20 protein-coding genes are annotated in these 20,229 nt (G+C 58.6%); 8 read left to right on the forward strand and 12 right to left on the reverse strand.

Features of this window, described 5'->3' with window-relative positions:
- Positions 1-4: 4 nt before the first annotated feature.
- The 3 genes from FHW04_RS12590 to hemW are packed head-to-tail and all read left to right on the forward strand — an operon-like array spanning position 5 to position 2,306.
- Positions 5-559 carry a YggT family protein gene (locus FHW04_RS12590; protein ID WP_031375783.1) on the forward strand — a complete coding sequence of 185 codons (555 nt, stop codon included), beginning with the start codon at positions 5-7 and terminating at the stop codon, positions 557-559.
- Between the two features lie 21 nt (positions 560-580).
- A complete protein-coding gene (locus FHW04_RS12595) occupies positions 581-1,174 on the forward strand; it encodes an XTP/dITP diphosphatase (protein ID WP_069728846.1) in 594 nt (197 codons plus the stop codon).
- Positions 1,167-2,306: a radical SAM family heme chaperone HemW gene (gene hemW / locus FHW04_RS12600; RefSeq protein ID WP_031375785.1), complete on the forward strand. Its 1,140-nt coding sequence runs from the start codon at positions 1,167-1,169 to the stop codon at positions 2,304-2,306. Before FHW04_RS12595 ends, hemW begins: the two co-directional genes overlap by 8 nt.
- Before the next feature lie 35 nt (positions 2,307-2,341).
- On the opposite strand, the gene FHW04_RS12605 is transcribed toward hemW, so the two are convergent.
- The 3 genes from FHW04_RS12605 to trmB all read right to left on the reverse strand — a co-directional run bounded on the left by FHW04_RS12605 (position 2,342) and on the right by trmB (position 4,210).
- Positions 2,342-3,058 (reverse strand): DUF2884 domain-containing protein, encoded by a 717-nt coding sequence (locus FHW04_RS12605; RefSeq protein WP_046289234.1) that lies wholly within the window; start codon positions 3,056-3,058, stop codon positions 2,342-2,344.
- A gap of 106 nt (positions 3,059-3,164) precedes the next feature.
- Entirely contained in the window at positions 3,165-3,491 is a 327-nt protein-coding gene (locus tag FHW04_RS12610; protein WP_089561219.1) for a YggL family protein, read from the reverse strand.
- The gene (gene trmB, locus FHW04_RS12615) at positions 3,491-4,210 is read right to left on the reverse strand and encodes a tRNA (guanosine(46)-N7)-methyltransferase TrmB (RefSeq protein WP_031375787.1); all 720 of its coding nucleotides are present in this window, start codon (positions 4,208-4,210) and stop codon (positions 3,491-3,493) included. Before trmB ends, FHW04_RS12610 begins: the two co-directional genes overlap by 1 nt.
- A 154-nt stretch (positions 4,211-4,364) precedes the next feature.
- Here trmB and mutY point away from each other — a divergent pair, with 154 nt between their 5' ends.
- Genes mutY through mltC form a run of 3 tightly spaced genes read left to right on the forward strand, consistent with a single transcriptional unit; the run spans position 4,365 to position 6,856 of the window.
- Positions 4,365-5,450, forward strand: coding sequence for an A/G-specific adenine glycosylase (gene mutY / locus FHW04_RS12620; protein ID WP_089561220.1), 1,086 nt, complete (start codon positions 4,365-4,367; stop codon positions 5,448-5,450).
- Entirely contained in the window at positions 5,450-5,722 is a 273-nt protein-coding gene (locus FHW04_RS12625; protein ID WP_031375788.1) for an oxidative damage protection protein, read from the forward strand. Before mutY ends, FHW04_RS12625 begins: the two co-directional genes overlap by 1 nt.
- A 54-nt stretch (positions 5,723-5,776) precedes the next feature.
- Positions 5,777-6,856 (forward strand): membrane-bound lytic murein transglycosylase MltC, encoded by a 1,080-nt coding sequence (mltC, locus tag FHW04_RS12630; protein WP_031375789.1) that lies wholly within the window; start codon positions 5,777-5,779, stop codon positions 6,854-6,856.
- Positions 6,857-8,668: 1,812 nt separating this feature from the next.
- On the opposite strand, the gene FHW04_RS12635 is transcribed toward mltC, so the two are convergent.
- Positions 8,669-10,822, reverse strand: a complete 2,154-nt coding sequence (locus tag FHW04_RS12635) for an ornithine decarboxylase (protein ID WP_089561936.1) — start codon at positions 10,820-10,822, stop codon at positions 8,669-8,671.
- Positions 10,823-10,918: 96 nt separating this feature from the next.
- Entirely contained in the window at positions 10,919-11,137 is a 219-nt protein-coding gene (locus tag FHW04_RS12640) for a hypothetical protein (protein ID WP_089561937.1), read from the reverse strand.
- 283 nt (positions 11,138-11,420) lie between these two features.
- Here FHW04_RS12640 and FHW04_RS12645 point away from each other — a divergent pair, with 283 nt between their 5' ends.
- Positions 11,421-12,404 carry an MDR family oxidoreductase gene (locus tag FHW04_RS12645; RefSeq protein WP_031378043.1) on the forward strand — a complete coding sequence of 328 codons (984 nt, stop codon included), beginning with the start codon at positions 11,421-11,423 and terminating at the stop codon, positions 12,402-12,404.
- Between the two features lie 39 nt (positions 12,405-12,443).
- Here the strand turns inward: FHW04_RS12645 and FHW04_RS12650 are convergent, their stop codons facing one another.
- The 6 genes from FHW04_RS12650 to FHW04_RS12675 all read right to left on the reverse strand — a co-directional run bounded on the left by FHW04_RS12650 (position 12,444) and on the right by FHW04_RS12675 (position 19,069).
- Positions 12,444-12,941 (reverse strand): CinA family protein, encoded by a 498-nt coding sequence (locus FHW04_RS12650; protein ID WP_046289235.1) that lies wholly within the window; start codon positions 12,939-12,941, stop codon positions 12,444-12,446.
- Positions 12,942-13,035: 94 nt separating this feature from the next.
- On the reverse strand, positions 13,036-13,812 hold the full coding sequence (locus tag FHW04_RS12655) for a heme ABC transporter ATP-binding protein (RefSeq protein WP_046289236.1): 777 nt from the start codon (positions 13,810-13,812) through the stop codon (positions 13,036-13,038).
- Positions 13,809-14,804: a FecCD family ABC transporter permease gene (locus FHW04_RS12660; protein ID WP_046289237.1), complete on the reverse strand. Its 996-nt coding sequence runs from the start codon at positions 14,802-14,804 to the stop codon at positions 13,809-13,811. Before FHW04_RS12660 ends, FHW04_RS12655 begins: the two co-directional genes overlap by 4 nt.
- Entirely contained in the window at positions 14,794-15,618 is an 825-nt protein-coding gene (locus FHW04_RS12665) for a heme/hemin ABC transporter substrate-binding protein (RefSeq protein ID WP_089561938.1), read from the reverse strand. Before FHW04_RS12665 ends, FHW04_RS12660 begins: the two co-directional genes overlap by 11 nt.
- Positions 15,615-16,646: a hemin-degrading factor gene (locus FHW04_RS12670; RefSeq protein ID WP_031377280.1), complete on the reverse strand. Its 1,032-nt coding sequence runs from the start codon at positions 16,644-16,646 to the stop codon at positions 15,615-15,617. The genes FHW04_RS12665 and FHW04_RS12670 overlap by 4 nt, the downstream gene beginning before the upstream one ends.
- Positions 16,647-16,696: 50 nt before the next feature.
- Positions 16,697-19,069, reverse strand: a complete 2,373-nt coding sequence (locus FHW04_RS12675) for a TonB-dependent receptor domain-containing protein (RefSeq protein WP_089561939.1) — start codon at positions 19,067-19,069, stop codon at positions 16,697-16,699.
- A 237-nt stretch (positions 19,070-19,306) separates the two neighbouring features.
- Between FHW04_RS12675 and FHW04_RS12680 the strand changes: the two genes are divergently transcribed.
- Positions 19,307-19,603, forward strand: a complete 297-nt coding sequence (locus FHW04_RS12680; protein WP_031377278.1) for a SelT/SelW/SelH family protein — start codon at positions 19,307-19,309, stop codon at positions 19,601-19,603.
- Positions 19,604-19,635: 32 nt separating this feature from the next.
- On the opposite strand, the gene FHW04_RS12685 is transcribed toward FHW04_RS12680, so the two are convergent.
- Positions 19,636-20,172 carry a PadR family transcriptional regulator gene (locus FHW04_RS12685; RefSeq protein ID WP_031377277.1) on the reverse strand — a complete coding sequence of 179 codons (537 nt, stop codon included), beginning with the start codon at positions 20,170-20,172 and terminating at the stop codon, positions 19,636-19,638.
- Between the last annotated feature and the right edge of the window lie 57 nt (positions 20,173-20,229).

Below are 20,229 nucleotides of genomic sequence, written 5' to 3' on the forward strand. Positions count from 1 at the left end.
CTTCATGTTAACAATGACGTTTTTAGTAAAAACGCTGATCGATCTCTACGTCATGGTGCTGCTGTTACGCATCTGGATGCAGTGGTCCCGCTGCGATTTTTATAACCCGCTGGCACAGTTCGTGGTGAAAGTGACACAGCCGATCGTCAAGCCGCTGCGTCGCGTGCTGCCGGCGCTGGGTCCGATCGATACCGCCTCGCTGCTGCTGGCGTTTGTCCTGACGACGCTGAAATATCCGATTCTGTTGCTGATTCAGGTCGGGGTGTTCTCGGTCGATCCGACCAACCTGCTGGTCGGCTTGTTGTCGCTGGTTAAATCCGCCGGCTATCTGGTGTTCTGGGTCATCATTATCCGTTCACTGATGAGCTGGATCAGTCAGGGTCGCGGCCCGATTGATTATGTGCTGATCCAGCTGACCGAACCGCTGATGGCACCGATTCGCCGCGTGCTGCCGGCGATGGGCGGCATCGATTTCTCCGCCATGATCGTCATCCTGGTACTGTATGCCCTGAATTTCCTCGGCATGGACCTGTTCCCGGGTCTCTGGTATCTGCTGTAAATGAACCAAACTGGAACTGTTATGCAAAAAGTTGTCCTCGCAACCGGCAATCCCGGCAAAGTGCGTGAACTGGCGGATCTGCTCTCCGCCTTCGGCCTGGATATCGTCGCCCAGACCGAGCTCGGGGTGGAATCGGCTGAAGAAACCGGCCTGACTTTTATTGAGAATGCCCTTCTCAAAGCACGTCACGCGGCGCAGATCACTGGTTTACCGGCGATCGCTGATGATTCCGGCCTGGCGGTGGATGCGCTGGGCGGCGCGCCGGGTATCTACTCTGCGCGTTACGCCGGTGAAGAGGCCAGCGATCAGCAGAACCTGGAGAAGCTGCTGCAGGCGCTGGAAAACGTGCCAGACGGCCAGCGTCAGGCGCAGTTCCACTGCGTGCTGGTCTATCTGCGTCACGCCGACGATCCGACGCCACTGGTGTTCCACGGCAGCTGGCAGGGTGAGATCACCCGTGCGGCGGCCGGCGCAGGTGGCTTTGGTTATGACCCGATTTTCTACGTTCCGGCGCTGGGTAAAACCGCAGCCGAACTGAGCAAAGCGGAAAAAGGTGAAGTTTCTCACCGGGGTAAAGCATTGACGCTGTTGCTGGAAGCGATGCGTAATGCCTAATCTGCCGCCGTTAAGTCTGTATATCCACATTCCGTGGTGCGTACAGAAATGTCCCTACTGTGATTTTAACTCCCACGCGCTGAAAGATGAGGTGCCGCACGTTGAGTATGTGCAGCACCTGCTGCGCGATCTGGAGCAGGATTTACCGCTGATCGCTGACCGTGAAGTACGCACCATTTTCATCGGCGGCGGGACGCCCAGCCTGCTGAGCGGCAGTGCGATGCAGCTGCTGATGGATGGCGTACGTTCGCGTCTGGCGCTGGCACCAGACGCGGAAGTCACCATGGAGGCCAATCCCGGCACCGTTGAAGCCGATCGCTTCAGCGCCTATCAGCGGGCCGGCATCAACCGGATCTCAATTGGCGTGCAGAGTTTCAGTCCGCAAAAACTGCAGCGGTTGGGGCGTATTCACGGTCCGGACGAGGCGAAGCGTGCCGCTAAGCTGGCGCAGGGATTAGCCTTACGCAGCTTTAACCTCGACCTGATGCACGGCCTGCCCGATCAGTCGCTGGACGAAGCGCTCGACGATCTGCGTCAGGCGATCGCGCTTAATCCGCCGCATCTCTCCTGGTATCAGCTGACCATCGAACCCAACACCCTGTTTGGTTCACGGCCGCCGGTACTGCCGGATGATGATGCGCTGTGGGATATTTATGAGCAGGGTCACCAACTGCTGAGCGCCGCCGGTTATCAGCAGTATGAAACCTCCGCCTACGCCAAACCGGGTTACCGCTGTGAACATAACCTCAACTACTGGCGCTTCGGGGACTATCTCGGCATTGGTTGCGGTGCGCACGGCAAGCTGACTCAGCCCGACGGCCGCATCGTCCGCACGGTGAAGACCCGTCATCCGCGTGGCTTTATGCAGGGCAATTATCGCGAGAAACAGTACGACGTCGCCGATATCGACAAACCGTTCGAATACTTCATGAACCGCTTCCGGCTGCTGGAAGCCGCGCCGCGCAGTGAATTTGTCAGTTATACCGGTTTAGCGGAACAGGTGATTCGTCCGCAGATGGATGCGGCAATTGCGGCAGGTTATGTGGTGGAAACCGCTGATCAGTGGCAGATCAGTGAGAAAGGGAAATTGTTCCTGAATTCGCTGTTAGAGCTGTTTTTGCCAGAAGAGTAACAACTGTGCCTCAGTCCGCGGGCTGAGGCACAGGTTTATTTATTCAGACCGGCAACCAAACCTTTGCGCTGATCTTCTAACGAAATGACGCGATTACAGACTTCGTGACCGAAGTTCTGGAAATCCTGCTCCTGCTTGCTCCATTCCGCCTGAATAGACTGCTGTAAACCACCCAGATTACCCATGATGGCCTGCAACGGATTACTGCCGCCGCTGGCCTGCTGACTGCCCATCTCGTTCAGACTGTCCTGCATCACGCCACCGAGCGTTGACTGCACCAACTGTTCGCCATCGGCACGCACTTTGTCGATCGCCTGATGATGGAAGGCCAGGCCATCCGGCCGGTGTTCGATGATGCGGTTCATCTGCTGTTTCAGCTGGCCGTTCAGGGTGGTCAGGCGATTACGCACATTACTGTTCTCGCCCAGCTTCTCAACAATCACCCGATCCAGCGCTGCACGCCCTTTTTCCAGCCGCGAAGTCGCCCCGCTGTCAATCCACGGCAGATCGCGCCGCAATGCGCTCTGGTAGTCGATCGCTTTCTGACGATCGGCGGTATCCAGTGACACTTTCTGGCCGTTGAACTGCACGTCGCCCTGTGGGCTGATTTGCAGATTGCCGTTGGTCCCGACCACCTGCACGCTTTGCGGCGTGATCACCACATCATCCTGTGGCTTAACGCTGCATTCATAGGCAGCCTGGGCCTGAGTCGCTGCCACCAGCAGCACAGCAAGAAGCGCTTTACGCATCATTGAATCTCCCTCACCTTCTGTCTGAACCGGATCCTGAAGGGCCAGGCGGCCTCGTCGTGATAGATCATCTCTCCATCCCGCGTCAGCCTGCCCGGCGTCGTGTTACTTAGTCCCACCAGACATCAAACAGTTCAGTCACCTGCACGTCCTGCAGCTTGCGCTCTTCCAGCCATTTACGCACCCGTTCGCGATGCTCATCGGTGCATTTGCCGGTTTTCTGCAGGCAGATCAGACCTTCCCACACCAGATAACCGCTGCCATCAAAGGCCAGACCGTTAGGATCGATCGCTTCATCAATGAACTGATTCAGCGTCTCATCGATCTCGCTTTCGCTGGTACCTTCCGGGAAACGCCAGGCGACGGAGAAACCCAGTTCCTGAAACTCATCAATGTGCAGTTTTTTACGTAAACGGCGGCTGCGTTGTGTGGCCATTATTTCACCCTCTCAAACATTAAATCCCATACGCCATGGCCTAAACGCTGCCCGCGCTGCTCAAACTTGGTCAGTGGACGCGTCTCGGGACGCGGCACGTAATTCTGCTGTTCTGACTGATTGCGGAAACCATCAATGCTGTTCATCACTTCAAGCATATGTTCCGCGTAGGCTTCCCAGTCGGTTGCCATGTGGAATACGCCGCCCAGCTTCAGCTTGCGCATCACCAGCTCGGCAAACGGGACCTGCACGATACGGCGTTTGTTGTGACGGGCTTTATGCCACGGATCCGGGAAGAACAGCTGGACCATACGCAGCGAGTTGTCCGGGATCATTTTCTCCAGCACTTCCACCGCGTCGTGACACATCACGCGCAGGTTGTCGACGCCCGCTTCTTTCGCCGAAGCCAGACAGGCACCGACGCCCGGCAGGTGTACTTCAATGCCGAGGAAATTCTGCTGTGGCGTATTTTGCGCCATGGTGACTAGCGAGGCGCCCATGCCAAAGCCGATTTCCAGCGTGACCGGCGCGTCACGGCCAAACAGCTGGGGCAGATCGATCGGCTCCGGCTGATATTCCACCCCCATCTCCGGCCAGTATGTGTCAACGGCCTGCTGCTGCCCTTTGGTTAAGCGGCCCTGCCGGCGTACAAAACTGCGGATCCGGCGCAATGGCCGCCCGTTCTCATCAAATTCTGGGGTGATGACGTCATTAATCATGTCGAAGCCTGCTGGTTAGCCTGTTCTGGGAAACGGGCATTATGCAAAGTTCATAAGCAGAAGCAAGCCTTTGCAATCTTCCGGTTTACACCCAGGTGCGCATGTGCTGGAATTCCTGCCTGAGTGTAGAGTAAACACGGAAAATTTCCTTCTTATGATGCAAGCGCCGCAGTTCGCGCAACAAGTGCTGGACTGGTATCAGCGCTTTGGCCGCAAAACCCTGCCCTGGCAGCTGGAAAAGACGCCTTATAAGGTGTGGCTGTCCGAAGTGATGTTACAGCAAACCCAGGTTGCCACGGTTATTCCCTATTTCGAACGCTTTATGGCGCGCTTCCCCACGGTTGGCGATCTGGCGGCTGCACCGCTGGATGAAGTGCTGCATTTATGGACTGGCCTCGGCTATTACGCCAGGGCGCGTAATCTGCATAAGGCGGCAAAGCAGATTGTTGAGGTCCATCAGGGCGAGTTCCCGCGTAATTTCGATGACGTCGCCGCCCTGCCCGGCGTGGGTCGATCTACTGCTGGCGCGATCCTGTCGTTATCGCTGGGTCAGCACTTCCCGATTCTCGACGGCAACGTGAAACGCGTGCTGGCGCGGTGTTACGCCGTCGGCGGCTGGCCGGGTAAAAAAGAGGTAGAGAAACGCTTATGGCAGATCAGCGAAACCGTTACCCCCGCCGAGGGCGTCAGCCAGTTTAATCAGGCGATGATGGATTTGGGGGCGATAGTCTGCACCCGCTCGAAACCGAAATGCGATATCTGTCCGCTGAACAGCGGCTGCGAAGCCTATGCTCATAACAGCTGGGCCAGCTATCCCGGTAAAAAACCGAAGCAGGTGTTACCGGAGCGCAGCGGCTGGTTTTTGATGATGCAGCATGGTGAGCAGGTCTGGCTGGAACAGCGTCCGCCGGTCGGATTGTGGGGCGGCCTGTTCTGCTTTCCGCAGTTTACCAGTGAAGAGGCGCTGAATGACTGGCTGGCAGCACGCGGTATCCACGCCAGACCGCAGCAGCTCACCGCCTTTCGTCATACCTTCAGCCATTTCCATCTGGACATTGTGCCTATGTGGCTGGCGTGGCCTTCTGTCGGGGCGGCGATGGATGAAGCGGGCGGTCTCTGGTATAACTTAGCGCTGCCACCATCTGTGGGATTAGCCGCGCCCGTTGAGCGCCTGTTACACGAATTGCGCCATCCCCAACAACTGGCTTTAGACAGTTGTGAGATCAATGAGGAAGAATAATGAGCCGCACTATTTTTTGTACTTTTTTACAACGCGACGCGGAAGGGCAGGATTTCCAGCTCTATCCTGGTGACCTGGGTAAGCGTATTTACAACGAGATTTCGAAAGAAGCCTGGCAGAAGTGGATGGCGAAACAGACCATGCTGATCAATGAGAAAAAACTCAACATGATGAATCCGGAAGATCGCAAGGTGCTGGAAAAGGAGATGATCAATTTCCTGTTTGAAGGCAAAGAAGTTCATATCGAAGGCTATACACCGCCAGAAGCGTAAACAGTTTGGGCCTCAGCGTTGAGGCTCTTTATCCAGGTCAGGCATGCATTCCCAATGAATAAAAAATTGATCGCCCTGCTGGTGATGGCACCACTTTTGGTTTCCTGCTCCGGACAAAAAAAACAGCAGTTTCATGAAGATTGGGTAAAAGACACCAACGGTTTCGATATTCTGATGGGTCAGTTTGCCCACAACATTGAGAATATCTGGGGTATTAATGAGGTCCTGATCGCCGGACCGAAAGACTACGTCAAATATAGCGACAACTATTACACCCGCAGCCACATCAACTTCGAAAGCGGTAAGCTGACGATTGAGACCATCGCGGGCACCGATCCGATGGCCAGCCTGCGCCAGGCGATTGTGACCACCCTTTTGATTGGCGAAGATCCGGGCAACGTCGATCTCTATTCCGACGCCAATGACATTGTGATCAGTAAAGAGCCGCTGCTTTACGGTCAGGTGCTCGACAATACCGGTCAGCCGATCCGCTGGCAGGGTCGTGCCGAAGCCTTTGCTGATTATCTGATTCAGAATAAATTGCAGCGCCGCACCTCGGGTCTGCATGTGATCTACTCGGTCTCAATTCCGATGGTGCCTAACCATCTGGATAAACGTGCGCACAAATATCTGCCGATGGTGCGCAAAGCGTCGGAACAGTATGGCGTCGACGCCTCGCTGATTCTGGCAATCATGCAGACCGAGTCGAGCTTTAACCCCTACGCCGTCAGCCACGCCGATGCGCTGGGTCTGATGCAGGTGGTGCAGCATACCGCTGGGGTCGATGTGTTCCGCATGAAAGGGAAATGGGGTAAACCGAGTCGCAGCTATCTGCTGGATCCGGAGAATAATATTGATGCCGGTACTGCCTATCTGTCGCTGCTGCAACGCAGTTATCTGGGCGGCATTCAGGACCCGGTATCACGCCGTTATGCGGTGATCACCGCCTACAATGGCGGCGCGGGCAGCGTGTTGCGGGTCTTCTCCAGTGATAAAGATCGCGCGTTTTCGATAATCAACAACATGTCACCGAACAAGGTTTACCAGACCCTGACCAGCCAGCATCCTTCGGCGGAGTCACGTCGCTATCTGTATAAGGTGAGCACTGCGCAGCGCAGTTATCGTGGGTTCTGATGGACTCAGCGCTAAAGCGGGGAGTGTTCGCTGCGCGAACGCGCTATGAGAAGGTTTCGTTCGCTTAGCAGCGGGTATGCACTGAGCGGGTTTCGCCCGCCGGGCGGTGGGGAGTTTCAGATCGCCCGAGCAGGCGGACGTATTAAGGGGCGGACGCCCGCCCCTTAACAATCCCGGCGTCCGGTTGTTCCTCAGCGCTGCGGACGCCTCTGGTAAACCCCTCGTCTGTAATCTCTCTGACTTGTATATGGACTGGTTTTGCCTGGTGGCTGGTGGGTTAGTTAGACCTGCTGCGGTCTGACATTGAGTGAGGTTACGCCCGCCGGGCGGTGGGGAGTTTCAGATTGCCTGAGCAGGCGGACGCGTCAAGGGGCGGCCGCCCGCCCCTTCACAATCCCGGCGTCCGGCTGCCTGCGCGCCCCGCTTCGCGGGGTTCCTTCGTCACGCTCTGTGGCCGACGGACCGGCCGGACGCGCCATCCGTGGCGCGATCCGTCCTTTCGCCGACCTCCTGTCGGCTCTCCTGGCCTCCGGTTGTTCCTCAGCGCTGCGGACGCCTCTCACAAACCCCCGTCTGTAAATCTTCTTTCTTGTAGATGGACTGGTTTTGGCTGGTGCCCAGGGGGTTAGTTAGACCTGCTGCGGTCTGACATTGAGTGAGGTTACGCCCGCCGGGCGGTGGGGAGTTTCAGGTTGCCTGAGCAGGCGGACGCGTCAAGGGGCGGCCGCCCGCCCCTTCACAATCCCGGCGTCCGGCTGCCTGCGCGCCACGCTGCGCGCGGTTCCTTCGTCACGCCCTGCGGCCGACGGACCGGCCGGACGCGCCATCCGTGGCGCGATCCGTCCTTTCGCCGACCTCCTGTCGGCTCATCCTGGCCTCCGCTCATTCCTCAGCGCTGCGGACGCCTCTGGTAAACCCCCGTCTGTAAATCTTCTTTCTTGTATATGGACTGGTTTTGCCTGGTGGCTGGTGGGTTAGTTAGACCTGCTGCGGTCTGACATTGAGTGAGGTTACGCCCGCCGGGCGGTGGGGAGTTTCAGATTGCCTGAGCAGGCGGACGCGTCAAGGGGCGGCCGCCCGCCCCTTCACAATCCCGGCGTCCGGCTGCCTGCGCGCCACGCTGCGCGCGGTTCCTTCGTCACGCCCTGCGGCCGACGGACCGGCCGGACGCGCCATCCGTGGCGCGATCCGTCCTTTCGCCGACCTCCTGTCGGCTCTCCTGGCCTCCGGTTGTTCCTCAGCGCTGCGGACGCCTCTCACAACCCCCCGCCTGTTATATCTTTTATTTTCTGGGATAAAGTGTCGTCTGCTGGCCTGAAAGCCAAAAACAATCCCGAAAATCTTCAGCGATAAGCTACTGAATCTTTTGAGAAGAGATAACCGCGAGGGATTGGGAGGCCGTCAGAACCGCTGAGCCGATGAGGGATTTCAGGACGAGCGACAGGGAGGTCGCGAAGAGGCGGGTTCGTGCCAGGGATGGCGCGTCCCGCCGGTCCGTGAGAAATCCGGAAGAGGCGAAGGGACCGCGAAGCGGCGGTGAAGCAGGCCGGAGCCCGGGGTCAAGGGGGCGCGGCGACTGGCGGCCCCTTGTCGGTCGCCGGCAGCGGCGAATCTGAAACAGCCCGGCTTACCAGGCGAACGAAAACCTCTCATAGCCCGTTCGCGCAGCGAACCCAGGGCCCGGCGGGCGAAAATCCATTAAGTGTCAGCTCGCTGCAAAGCGTACACCGCCGCCAGGCGAAAACCTCTCATAGCCCTGCGCAGCGAACCCAGGGCCCGGCGGGCCGCTACCCGCCTCTGCCCACGCTCAGATCAGCGGCCCACCATCATATTAGCCACCAGATACTTGCGCCCCGCGGCGTCCTCCTCGGTATAAACGCCCTGCAGTTCCGGCGAGAAGCCTGGCAGTAAATTAACGCCCTCTTCCAGCGCCAGGAAGTAGCGCTGCACCGCCCCGCCCCACACTTCACCCGGCACCACGCAGAGCACGCCCGGTGGATAAGGCAATGCGCCTTCCGCAGCGACACGCCCTTCGGCTTCAGCGATCGGCACCAGTTCAACCTCGCCACGAATATACGCCTGATGTGCATCCTGAGGATTCACCGCCACCGGCGGCAGACCCGCTTCGCGGAACATCATTCGTTGCAGGCTCTTCACATCATGGCTGACATAAAGATCGTGCATCTCCTGACACAGCCGACGTAGGGTATAGCCGGCATAACGTTGAGCATTTTTGCGGTAAATCGTCGGCAGCACTTCAGCCAGCGGCGCATCCTCTTTAACGTGCTGTTCGAACTGCGCCAGCATCGCCACCAGATTGGCCATTTTCTCCGGGCTTTCGGCCGGCGTTAGCAGGAACAGAATCGAATTAAGATCGCACTTCTCCGGCACGATCCCGTTTTCACGCAGATAGTTCGCCAGAATGGTGGCGGGGATCCCGAATCCGGCATAGTCACCGCTCGCCGCATCAATGCCCGGCGTGGTCAGCAGCAGCTTGCAGGGATCAACGCGATACTGATCGCGGGCATAACCCGCAAAACCGTGCCAGTTGGCCTGCGGTTCAAAGCTGAAATAGCGCAGATCGCGGGCGATCGTCTCAGTTGGGGCCGCCTGCCAGGGTTGCCCATCGACCGTTTCCGGCACAAACGGCAGGATCATCTCACACCGCTCAAGGATCGCTTTTCGCGCCTCGATCCCCAGCGTAACGCACTCATCCCACATCCGCCGTCCCGCCTCGCCCTGATGCATGCGGGCGTTGATGTCCAGCGCGGCGAACAGCGGATAGAACGGACTGGTTGAGGCGTGCAGCATAAAGGCGTTATTCAGGCGTTTATGCGGGCAAAAGCGTCGCTGACCGCGGATGTGGTTATCTTTTTTATGGATCTGCGAGGTTTGCGAAAAGCCCGCCAGCTGCTTATGCACTGACTGGGTGACAAAAATGCCGGGATCGTTTTCAGTCAGCGTCAGGGTCAGCGGCGAACACCCTTCCATCAGCGGAATAAACTGCTCATAGCCGAGCCAGGCGGAATCGAACAGGATGTAATCACACAGATGCCCGATGCGATCCACCACCTGACGCGCGTTATAAACCGTGCCGTCATAGGTGCCCAGCTGGATAATCGCCAGTCGGAAAGGACGCGCTTCCGCGGCACGCTGCGGGGCCACCTTGCCAATCTGCTCGCGCAGATAAGCCTCATCGAAGCAGTGCGCGTCAATGCCGCCGATAAAGCCGAAAGGATTACGCGCGGCTTCAAGATAAACCGGCGTAGCACCCGCCTGAATCAGTGCACCGTGATGATTCGATTTGTGATTATTGCGGTCAAACAGCACCAAATCGCCGCGCGTCAGCAGCGCGTTGGTCACCACTTTATTGGCGCTGGAGGTGCCGTTAAGCACGAAGTAGGTTTTATCGGCGTTAAACACCTTTGCCGCGTACTTCTGCGCATCTTTAGCCGATCCTTCGTGAATCAGCAGGTCGCCCAGTTTGACGTCGGCATTGCACATATCAGAACGGAAAAGGTTCTCGCCATAAAAATCATAGAACTGTTTGCCCGCCGGATGCTTTTTGAAGAATGCCCCGCCCTGATGCCCCGGACAGGCAAAGGTGCTGTTCTGCATATCCACATAGCGGGTCAGCGTCTCGAAAAACGGCGGCAGCAGAGCCGCTTCATACGCCTGCGCGGCGGCTTCCAATGCGATCCAATCCTGCGGTTCACCGTTCAGTTCACCGCTGACGCCAGGCAGATGCATCACCTCTTCTTCAAACGCGTTAGCCACAAATACCGGCAGATTAAAGCCGGTGTGGCGCAACAGGGCGAGTACGCCACTGCGGGTATCTGCCAGTGAGACGACCACCGCCGCCACATCGGTAAAGTCAGTGTTATCCAGTGTCACCACGTCGCGCGCAGTGTTAAGAGTCAGATTGGGCGCCACCGCGGCGCTGGCAGCAATTTTCAGTGGAGTCATAAGGCAAATCCCTAACGTCAGGGCGTGAGTGCCAGAGGCACAGCAATGGGGAGATCTCCCCGGCGGATAATGTCAAACAGGGGCATGCGGCCGCTTTCAGCCACCGGTGATCGGTAATACGACATCTTTACCGATAGCCAGCAGCCAGCGCCAGACTGGCCTCACCGCATGGTGATGCAGAACGTGATCGGCGGAGCGGAGAATAATCGGGCGTAAGCCGGAAAAAACGAACGGTAACCAGAGCGAGTGCGCGGTGAACCGGACATGGCAACGTCCTCTGAAAGCGATAAGCGGGTGCAAAAAAGTGGCGGTCATGATGTCATCTTTTTTTGGCGCGAACAAGCCGCAGAAAGCAATTAATTAGTCAAACCATTAAAATCGCAAGCCACTGTTTTAATTGACTTAAATAATAATAAACCTGAAATATTCGACTAATTAACTGAATTATATGCTGATTTATGCATACCTCTTTCGCTAATCAGTTCGACGTTGCAGGCGGGGAGAGCGGCGCGGCCAGCCGTTAGCGACCCAGTCCCTACCGTAATCACGCCACCAGGCGTAAACTTATTCCCCTCTTTCCTATTTTGCCGGAGGCTGCATGTTCAAGGCACTGGTCATTGAAAATGACGAACAGGGTTACCGTTCTCTGCTGAAAGATCTTCCCGAATCTCAACTGCCCGACCACGATGTCACTCTCGACGTCAGTTACTCATCCCTGAACTATAAAGATGCGCTGGCGATCTGCAATAAAGGTCCGATCGTGCGTCAGTTTCCGATGGTTCCGGGTATCGACTTTGTTGGACGGGTTACCGCCAGCCGCCATCCCGACTGGCAACAGGACGACGTCGCCCTGCTCACCGGCTGGGGCGTGGGCGAAAAACAGTGGGGTGGCCTGGCGCAGAAAGCCAGTGTGACCGGCGACTGGCTGGTGGAAGTGCCCGCCACGCTCAGCCCGCTGCAAACCATGGCGATTGGCACCGCAGGCCTGACCGCGATGCTGTGTGTGATGGCGCTGGAAAAACAGGGCATTACGCCAGATCGCGGTCCGGTGCTGGTGACCGGTGCCAGCGGCGGCGTCGGTAGCTTTAGCGTCAGCCTGCTGGCCCGCCTCGGCTATCAGGTGGTGGCCTCCAGTGGGCGCGCCAGCGACCACGCTTATCTGCTTGATACGCTGGGTGCAGCTTCGGTTATTGACCGCAACGAACTCTCCCAGCCCGGTAAGCCGTTAATGAAAGAGCGCTGGGCGGCAGCGGTAGACAGCGTCGGCAGCCACACCCTGGCCAACGTGCTGGCCGCGACCCAGCGTGACGGTGCGGTCGCCGCCTGTGGAATGGCGCAGGGACTGGATCTGCCGACCAGCGTTGCACCGTTTATCTTACGCGGCGTCACGCTGGCTGGCGTGGACAGTGTGATGTGTCCGATCCCGCAGCGCCAGCAAGCCTGGCAACGGCTCGGGGAATTGCTCGATAGCGATCTGCTGAGCCAGCTGACGCAGGTGATCCCCTTAAGCGAAGCCCGCCAGGGGGCTCAGGACCTGCTGGATGGCAAAGTTCGTGGCCGTCTGATCGTCGACTGTCGCTAAGGCAATTACCCCTGCCGGATAAGGCGCAGCATTGCGCCTTTATTCCACCGGCAGCTGAAGCCGTTTAATCAGGCCTTCCAGCGCGAACTGCGCACCCTGCTCCATCACCGATTTGGGATCGCCACTGAACTGATGGCACTCGGCGTAGTCGCGGCCGTTCGGCAATACCCAGCCAAACCAGATGGTGCCCGCCGGCGTACCATCTTCTCCGCCATCAGGCCCGGCATAGCCGCTGATCGACAGCCCGACCGGCTCGCCGGAGCGCGCACAGGCACCCTGCGCCATCTCCCGCACCGTCTGTTCACTGACCGCCGTGTGCTGCTCCAGCGTCGAGGGGCGGACACCCAGCAGGCGGATTTTGGCATTCTCGCTGTAGGTGACAAAGCCACTGGTATAAAAGTTGCCGCTGTTCTCCACCGCCGCCAGCGTCATGCTGATCAATCCGGCGGTACAGGATTCGGCAGTGGCAAGATGAAGTCCGGAAGAGAGTAAAATTTCACCCAGTTGTTTAGCGGTTTGGTCTAATGATTGCGCCATTATTGTCTCCTTAATAACTCACCAAGGAACACAAGTATGGCGCAAAACTGGCAAGACATAACTTCGCAACACAATGTTTTAAAAGCGAAACGGCCTAAACCCGCAGCTGAATATGCGGCTGCCCGCCCGCCCCCTGCGTGACCTGCAACTCGGCCTGATACCAGCGGGTCAGCGTCGCTTCCGTCATCACCGCCTGCGGCGTACCCTGCGCCACCAGCCTGCCGGCGTGCAGCAGCAGGATGCGATCGGCCCATAACGCCGCCTGGTTCAGATCGTGTAGCACGGCGCAGACGCTAAGCTCACCGCCACGGGTGAGCTGTCGCAATAAACGCAGCGTCTGCTGCTGCCAGAAGAGATCCAGCGCCGAGGTCGGTTCATCCAGAAACAGCCAGCCGCGCGGCGCGCCATCCTGCCATAGCTGTGCCAGCACCCGCGCCAGTTGCACCCGCTGCTGCTCGCCGCCGGAAAGCTGGCGGTAGTCGCGCTGTGCCAGCGAATCACAGCCGGTCAGCTGCATGACCTCAGCCACAATCTGTCGACTGCCGGTATCCGGCCAGGGCGCGCGTCCCATCGCCACCACCGATTCGGCGGACTGAGAAAAGGTCAGCTGGGTTTGCTGACGCATCACTGCCCGGCGGCGTGCCAGCTGATGGCGAGACCAGTCCGCCAGCCGGGCCGCACCCAGACGACATTCCCCCCGATCGGGCGGCAGAAAGCCTGTCAGCAGGCGCAGCAATGTCGATTTACCGGCACCGTTAGGGCCTATCAGCGCCACCATCTCACCGGCCGTCAGCGTCACGTCGAGCCGATCGATAATCGCCTTGCCGTCGCGGAATAAACAGAGATCCGTGGCCTGCAGTAACTCGTTCATTCGATGCCTCGCTGTTGACGCAGGATCAGCCAGAGAAACCACGGCCCGCCAATCAGGCTGGTGAGCAGGCCGACCGGCATCTCCGCCGGCACCACCACCGTGCGCGCCAGGGTATCGGCCAGCAGCAGCAGGATCGCCCCGGCCAGCGCCGAGCCGGGCAGCAGCCAGCGATGATCGCTGCCAAGACAAAAACGCATCACGTGTGGCACCACTAAGCCGACAAAGCCGATCACCCCGCTGACCGAAACCGCGGTGCCGACCAGCAGCGCGCTGAGGATCAGTAACTGGTGCTGAGTGCGTTTCACATCAACGCCCATGTAATGGGCATCTTCTTCCCCCGCCTGCAGCAGATTCAGCTGGCGCGCCCCGGTCTGTAACAGCAGCAGCGCCGGTAAAATCAGCACCGCGCAAATCAGCAGCGCCGGCCATTGCGCCTGGCTCAGGCTGCCCATTCCCCACAGCGATAGCTGGCGCAGTTGCTGATCGTTGCTCAGCCACGACAGCACGCCGACCGCCGCCCCACACAGCGCATTAATGGCGATGCCCACCAGCAGCAGCCGCGACAGGTTGCCGCGCGCCAGCCGGCTGAAACTGAAGATCAGTAGCGTCACCAGCAGGCTGCCGATAAACGCGGCGATCATCGGCAGCCACAGCGCCAGCGACGGCGGCAGGGCCAGCGGGACAATGATTGCCAGCGCCACCGCCAGACCGGCACCGCTGCTGATGCCGAGCAGACCCGGATCGGCCAGCGGATTACGAAACACGCCCTGCATCACTGCGCCCGACACCGCCAGCGCCATGCCGATCAGCACCGCCAGCAGTACGCGCGGCAGGCGGATATTCAGCCAGATTTGCCAGATCATATCGCTGAGCGGTGCCTGCCACAGGGCGCGCAGCGACAGGGACATCGCGCCAAGGTTGGCCGCCAGCACCATGGATACCAGCAGCATAATGGTCATCAGCGCCAGCCCGCGCAGCGTATTACCGTTCATGCATCAGAGATTCCGCAGCCTGACGTAACCGGACGATGGCCCGCGGCGTATCCAGACCAAAGCCCAGCAGCGCCTGGGTATCGATCACCAGTAAACGATGCTGCTGACCGGCTGGCGTCAGCGCCAGGCCGGGCAGCTGCCACAAACGCTGTTCGCCGCCAATGGTTTGCAACCCCTCTTCACCCACCACCACCAGGTCCGGCGCGGCAGCGATCACCCCTTCCTGCGACAGCGCCTGATAGTGCGGCACGCTGCCCATCGCATTCTCCAGCCCGGCGCTGCGGATGGCGCTATCAGCAGCGGTCTGCTTACCCGCCGCCATCGATTTCATGCCGCTGTTGGCCATAATGTAGAGCACCTTCACCGGCAGCGTCTGCTGTGGCAGCTGGCTGATTTGCTGCGTTACCTGCTGTGCCAGCGCCTGCGCCTCGCTCTGATGGCCGAGAGCCTGGCCGATAGTGATAATTTTTTGCGGGATCGCCTGCAGGCTGTTCTCGCCGCTGACCGTGACAACCCGTACCCCGGCCTGGGCAATCTGTTGCAATACCAGCGACGGCTTAGCCTGCGCACTGGCGATCACCAGCGTCGGTTTAAGCGCCAGAATCCCTTCGGCATTGAGCTGGCGCATGTAGCCGACATCCGGCAGCCGGGTGGCCAGCGCCGGGCGCAGACTGGTGCTGTCGCGCGCCACCAGCTGCTGCTGGGCATCCAGCGCATAGATAATCTGGGTGACGTCACCGCCAATCGATACCACCCGCTCCGCCGCCAGCGAAGGCAGCACCAGCAGCAGGCCCAGCAGAGTCAGCCATTTCATGCCATTGCTCCCGCCGCGCGCAGGGCCTCGATCTGCTCGCGCCAGCGTTTCTGTTCCGGCGTGCCTTCACTACGCTGCCCGTACAACTGGGCGATCTGCGTGCCGTCGGCAGCAAACAGTTCCAGGCTGGTGACAAAACCATCGCCACTCGGTTTGCGGGTGATCCAGCTTTCGCTGATCTGGTCCGCCATCAGATGCAGGGTGAAGTGAGGATTAAAGACGTTGAGCCAGTTTTCCATCGGCACCAGCCTGTCGATCGCGCCGGTGAAAATCTGGGTGCAGCCCCGGTTACCGACAAAAATCATAATTTCGTTACCTGCCTGCTGCGCCATCTGCAACAGACGCGCCAGCGCATCGTTGCTGGTCTGCCAGGCCAGATCGTCACCGGCGGCGCGGAACGCCTGCTGGCGCGACAGGTTATGCCGCCTGAGCAGGCTGAAAAACTGATGTACATCGGTCATGGCGCGCCATTCGCGATCGACGGCAGCGGCATCGATCGCAGGGTTAAGAGCGACGGTAGCGACCGGTTCCACCTGCAGCGGTGCCGCACTGGCTTCGGTAAACGTGGCGATCAACGCCTGCCACGCCGCCTGGTCGGTCTGATCGGTCGCATAGATCTTCAGTACCGCATCACCGTGGCGATCGAAAATCTGAATACTGTGCCGTTCGCCCTGTGCGGTTTGCTCCTGCAGGGCAAACGCGCTTCGCCACTGGGCGACAAACAGACGCTGATCCAGTGCACGCGGGTTCAGCACCAGCCCAGCATGGGCACCGAGCTGCAGGTTTTTGTACTCGCCGAGCTGTTCATGGACGGCATAGGCGTTACGGGTAATGCTTTTGGTCTGGCCGACCGACTCCAGCGCTTTCAGCAGTGCCGGAAAGTCGCACTTCAGCCGCCGGGCATCCATCCCGATTCGCGCCTCGCACAGCGCCGCTTCGCTGATACCGATCAACGCCGCCAGGTCACGGGCATATTTTTTCGGTTGTTCGCCTTTCAGGGCGAGATAGTGCTGATAAACAGAATTCATAATGATGTGCTCCCATGATGATGCCCGGCGTCAGCACCGGGCATCAGTGATCAGAAATCGACGTTAACGCCCAACTGGAAAGTACGGCCCGGCATCACCGCCAGCGCCTGATCGTTGCGTTCCTGCTGGGTGGCACTGGTCAGTTCACGGCTGCTGAGGTAATCCCGGTATTTACGATCGGTGATGTTATATAGCCCGCCGCTCAGCCTGACCTGTGGCGTCATCCGCCAGTAAGCCGTCATGTCCACCATGCCGTAACCGGGTACCCGCATGTAGTCGGTGCTGGATCCGGTCAGGCTGCCGCCGCTATTGGCATAGCTGTTACGGTTGGTGGCGCTGGCCTGTTTGCCTTTGACGAAGGTGGCGGTGACGGCCGCGCCGTAGCCGCGCGCATCATCATCCCAGGCCAGTCCGACAATCGCTTTCATCGGGGCCACACTCTCCAGGTCGATATAGCGGTCGCCGAGGTAGCTCGACTTTGCCGCCCCCTGGGTGTAGCCAAACGCCAGCCTGGCGCTCAGGCCATCCACCTGCTGGAACCAGCTGCCGAAGTTCACTTTGCTGCTGATTTCCGCGCCGTAGATATAGGCTTTATCGCGGTTCTCCGCCTGGTAAGTGGTGTAGATGTTGCTGGGGACATTAACGAACTTACCCGGATTTGCCGCGCGGCTGTAGCGGGTAAAGGCGATAAAGTTTTTGTAGTCGTTATAAAACGCCGCGGCATTAATCGTAATACCGTCGGTCAGCTGGCCTTTCACGCCCCACTCATAGTTATTGCTGGTCTCGGTTTTTAAATCCGGGTTACCAATCAGCGCGTACTGCGCGGTACCAGCATAGCTGGAGCCGAGGTTCCATGAGCCATACAGCTGGGTATCATTGGGGAACTGCGCCCCGCGGGTATATTGCAGATAGGTCATCAGGCCAGGCGTGAGATCGTACTGGAAGGCGATCGACGGTAACACCTGAGTATCGGTGTTGGCCGAACCGTACAGCGCGGAGACTTCACTGGCATCGAGTACGCTGCTGTTGGTGGTCAGCGTTCCGACATCACGCGGTTTGGTGTTCTGGTATGCCACCCGCACCCCGGGGATCAGCGCCGCTTTATGTCCGTCAGCATCAAAATTGATTTTGTCCTGCAGGTAGCCGCCCAGCGTATAGCTGCGACTGTTGGCCTGCGGCTGCATGATGACACTATAAACACTGGGGGCCGGCGACTGACGGAACGGCCGCTCGGTATCCACCTGCCGCGCATTCAGTCCGCCACTCAGCTCATGACGTCCCAGGGTTTTGGTCGCCCGGGTGTCGATTCCGTAGGTGTCACTGTTGTAATCGGAATAGACGTTTTGCCAGGCGGTGGCGCTCGACGGCATCAGGGTATTGTCGTGCGCCTCAGTTTGTTGCCAGTAAATACGGCTGGTCAGGCTGTCGATGATCTCATTGTAAGGGGTGTATTCATCAGCAAGGCTGATGCCCCAGCGGCGCGTATCGCTCTGCTGCTGTGCGGTACCCCAGACCGTATTGCCTGAAGTATCCCAGCTGTCGTAATGGCTGTGATTGGTTTTGTGGTAGTAGTCGAGGGTGGCGCTCAGCTGATGCGCATCGTTGGGCTGCCAGATACCGGAACTCATAAAGGCGTCGGAGTGCCAGTTAGCAGGATACGCATCCAGCGTGCCGCTGTTATTGCGGGTTTGCTGGCCGTCGCGGCGGCTGTAGACAAAGATACCGCGCAGCTCATCGTCGCCTGCCGCGGCGGTAAGGCCGTTATGCCAGCTGCGGCTGGCGGAATCGTAGTCGCTCTGGTAGCCAAAATAGGTCGATTTGCCGGGACGCAGGTAATCGTCGGGGGATTTGTTGCGGAACGAGACATTGCCGCCAATCGAGGTGTTGGGCTGATCCACCGCAGTAGCGCCCTTTTCAATGTCGATGCGGCCAAACAGATAAGGGTCGATGTAGTCCCGGCCAATGCCAAAACTGTCCAGCCCGGCACGTCCGACGTAACTGCGACCGGTAGCCTGGGGTAACGGGATGCCATCCACATCCAGCCCGACCCGGTTACTTTCCAGTCCGCGAATGTTGTAGCCGGTATAGCCCGCGCGATCAAAGCCGCTCTTGCCGGCTGACGATCCGCCCTGCGAGCCGGTGGCGCTGATCAGCGGCTCATAACGCATGATTGAGCCAAAATCGGTGGCCCCACGCTGTTGCAGATCGGCCGCCGACAGGCTGGTTTTGCTGCCCGCCTGTTTTTTAATTTCGGGCGCCGTAACCGTCATCACCGTTTCGGACGGGCTTTGGCTGTTATCGGTGCGCGCCAGCAGAGCAGATTCACTCTGCGCGGCATAACTGCAGGTGGCGTGGATGGCAGAGGCAAGTAATGCCAGTTTAAACAGACGCTGTTGCGTCAATCCCTGAAAAAGTAGTGACATGGGCGCGAATTACCTGATTAATTGTTAGTATTCGCTCACTTGCTTACTGGCATCATCAAAACGGCCTGGCACAAAAGCCGTAAAATCGGACTTATTTCTGACTATAAATTATGATCCGGAATTTAATGCAATTGCTAATCATTATCAATCTTATTTACATTTAACTCTATCTTGCAGCGCACAGTTTGTTAACTACAATTAACCGGTAATTTATCAATACGTTAAAGGAATAGAGTTATGGCACAAAAACCTGTGGTCGTTATCCACTACTGTATGCAATGCAACTGGCTGATGCGTTCAGCGTGGATGGCACAGGAACTGCTGCACACCTTCGCTGACGATCTGGCGGAAGTGACGCTCAGGCCGGGCACCGGCGGCATCTTTGAGATTACCCTTGATGAACATCTGCTGTGGGAGCGTAAACGGGATGGCGGCTTCCCTGACGCCACCAGCCTGAAGCAGCGGGTGCGTGACATCTGTTTCCCGGATCGTACGCTGGGTCACATTGATAAGCACAAGTCTGAAGTGAGCTAAGTTGCCCGCTGGCAACCCGCCAGGGAGAACGTTCAGCTGCGGGTGATTTTTTCTGCCGCGTCCTGCAGCGCCGCGATCAGCGTCTGCAGCGCGGCCTCAGAGATATCCTGCTGCGCCAGTCGCGTATTGAGCGCCATTTTCAGGTCGTGAATTGCCTGTTCTACCGCCGGAATGCTGCGGTTGTTGACCAGAATGGCCAGCGACGATAAACGCGCGATCAGGCTGGCAATAGGGTCGCGGTTGGCCGCCAGCAGCGCCTCACCAGCCTCAGTCAGCCGGTACGCTTTACGGGTGGCCTGCGCATCCACCACCTCAATCGCCTCCATCTCTTCCAGCAGCGTCAGATTGGGGTAAATGATGCCCGGACTGGGCGTATACTCCCCTTTCGACAACTCCTCTACCGACTTGATCAGCTCATAGCCGTGCGCGGCATTCTGCGCCAGAAAATGGAGCATCAGCAGACGAATATCACTCGCCTCCAGCATTTTTTCCCGCCGCTTACGCCGGCTGCCGCAACCGCCTGCGCGCGTGGGTTGATCGCCAGATGAAGATGCTGAATGGTCTTTCATTGCCTGCCCGGAGAGAAGAAAAGGAGATTGATGGTAGTCCGCCACCTGGCAAAATTC

This window comes from Pantoea sp. AN62 (assembly GCF_050432985.1).
Classification (GTDB): domain Bacteria; phylum Pseudomonadota; class Gammaproteobacteria; order Enterobacterales; family Enterobacteriaceae; genus Pantoea; species Pantoea brenneri.

Coding starts and splice junctions, on each gene's coding strand:
- FHW04_RS12590 (WP_031375783.1), top strand. CDS start 5: ATGTTAACAATGACGTTTTTAGTAAAAACGCTGATCGATCTCTACGTC.
- FHW04_RS12595 (WP_069728846.1), top strand. CDS start 581: ATGCAAAAAGTTGTCCTCGCAACCGGCAATCCCGGCAAAGTGCGTGAA.
- hemW (WP_031375785.1), top strand. CDS start 1,167: ATGCCTAATCTGCCGCCGTTAAGTCTGTATATCCACATTCCGTGGTGC.
- FHW04_RS12605 (WP_046289234.1), bottom strand. CDS start 3,058: ATGATGCGTAAAGCGCTTCTTGCTGTGCTGCTGGTGGCAGCGACTCAG.
- FHW04_RS12610 (WP_089561219.1), bottom strand. CDS start 3,491: ATGGCCACACAACGCAGCCGCCGTTTACGTAAAAAACTGCACATTGAT.
- trmB (WP_031375787.1), bottom strand. CDS start 4,210: ATGATTAATGACGTCATCACCCCAGAATTTGATGAGAACGGGCGGCCA.
- mutY (WP_089561220.1), top strand. CDS start 4,365: ATGATGCAAGCGCCGCAGTTCGCGCAACAAGTGCTGGACTGGTATCAG.
- FHW04_RS12625 (WP_031375788.1), top strand. CDS start 5,450: ATGAGCCGCACTATTTTTTGTACTTTTTTACAACGCGACGCGGAAGGG.
- mltC (WP_031375789.1), top strand. CDS start 5,777: ATGAATAAAAAATTGATCGCCCTGCTGGTGATGGCACCACTTTTGGTT.
- FHW04_RS12635 (WP_089561936.1), bottom strand. CDS start 10,822: ATGACTCCACTGAAAATTGCTGCCAGCGCCGCGGTGGCGCCCAATCTG.
- FHW04_RS12640 (WP_089561937.1), bottom strand. CDS start 11,137: ATGACCGCCACTTTTTTGCACCCGCTTATCGCTTTCAGAGGACGTTGC.
- FHW04_RS12645 (WP_031378043.1), top strand. CDS start 11,421: ATGTTCAAGGCACTGGTCATTGAAAATGACGAACAGGGTTACCGTTCT.
- FHW04_RS12650 (WP_046289235.1), bottom strand. CDS start 12,941: ATGGCGCAATCATTAGACCAAACCGCTAAACAACTGGGTGAAATTTTA.
- FHW04_RS12655 (WP_046289236.1), bottom strand. CDS start 13,812: ATGAACGAGTTACTGCAGGCCACGGATCTCTGTTTATTCCGCGACGGC.
- FHW04_RS12660 (WP_046289237.1), bottom strand. CDS start 14,804: ATGAACGGTAATACGCTGCGCGGGCTGGCGCTGATGACCATTATGCTG.
- FHW04_RS12665 (WP_089561938.1), bottom strand. CDS start 15,618: ATGAAATGGCTGACTCTGCTGGGCCTGCTGCTGGTGCTGCCTTCGCTG.
- FHW04_RS12670 (WP_031377280.1), bottom strand. CDS start 16,646: ATGAATTCTGTTTATCAGCACTATCTCGCCCTGAAAGGCGAACAACCG.
- FHW04_RS12675 (WP_089561939.1), bottom strand. CDS start 19,069: ATGTCACTACTTTTTCAGGGATTGACGCAACAGCGTCTGTTTAAACTG.
- FHW04_RS12680 (WP_031377278.1), top strand. CDS start 19,307: ATGGCACAAAAACCTGTGGTCGTTATCCACTACTGTATGCAATGCAAC.
- FHW04_RS12685 (WP_031377277.1), bottom strand. CDS start 20,172: ATGAAAGACCATTCAGCATCTTCATCTGGCGATCAACCCACGCGCGCA.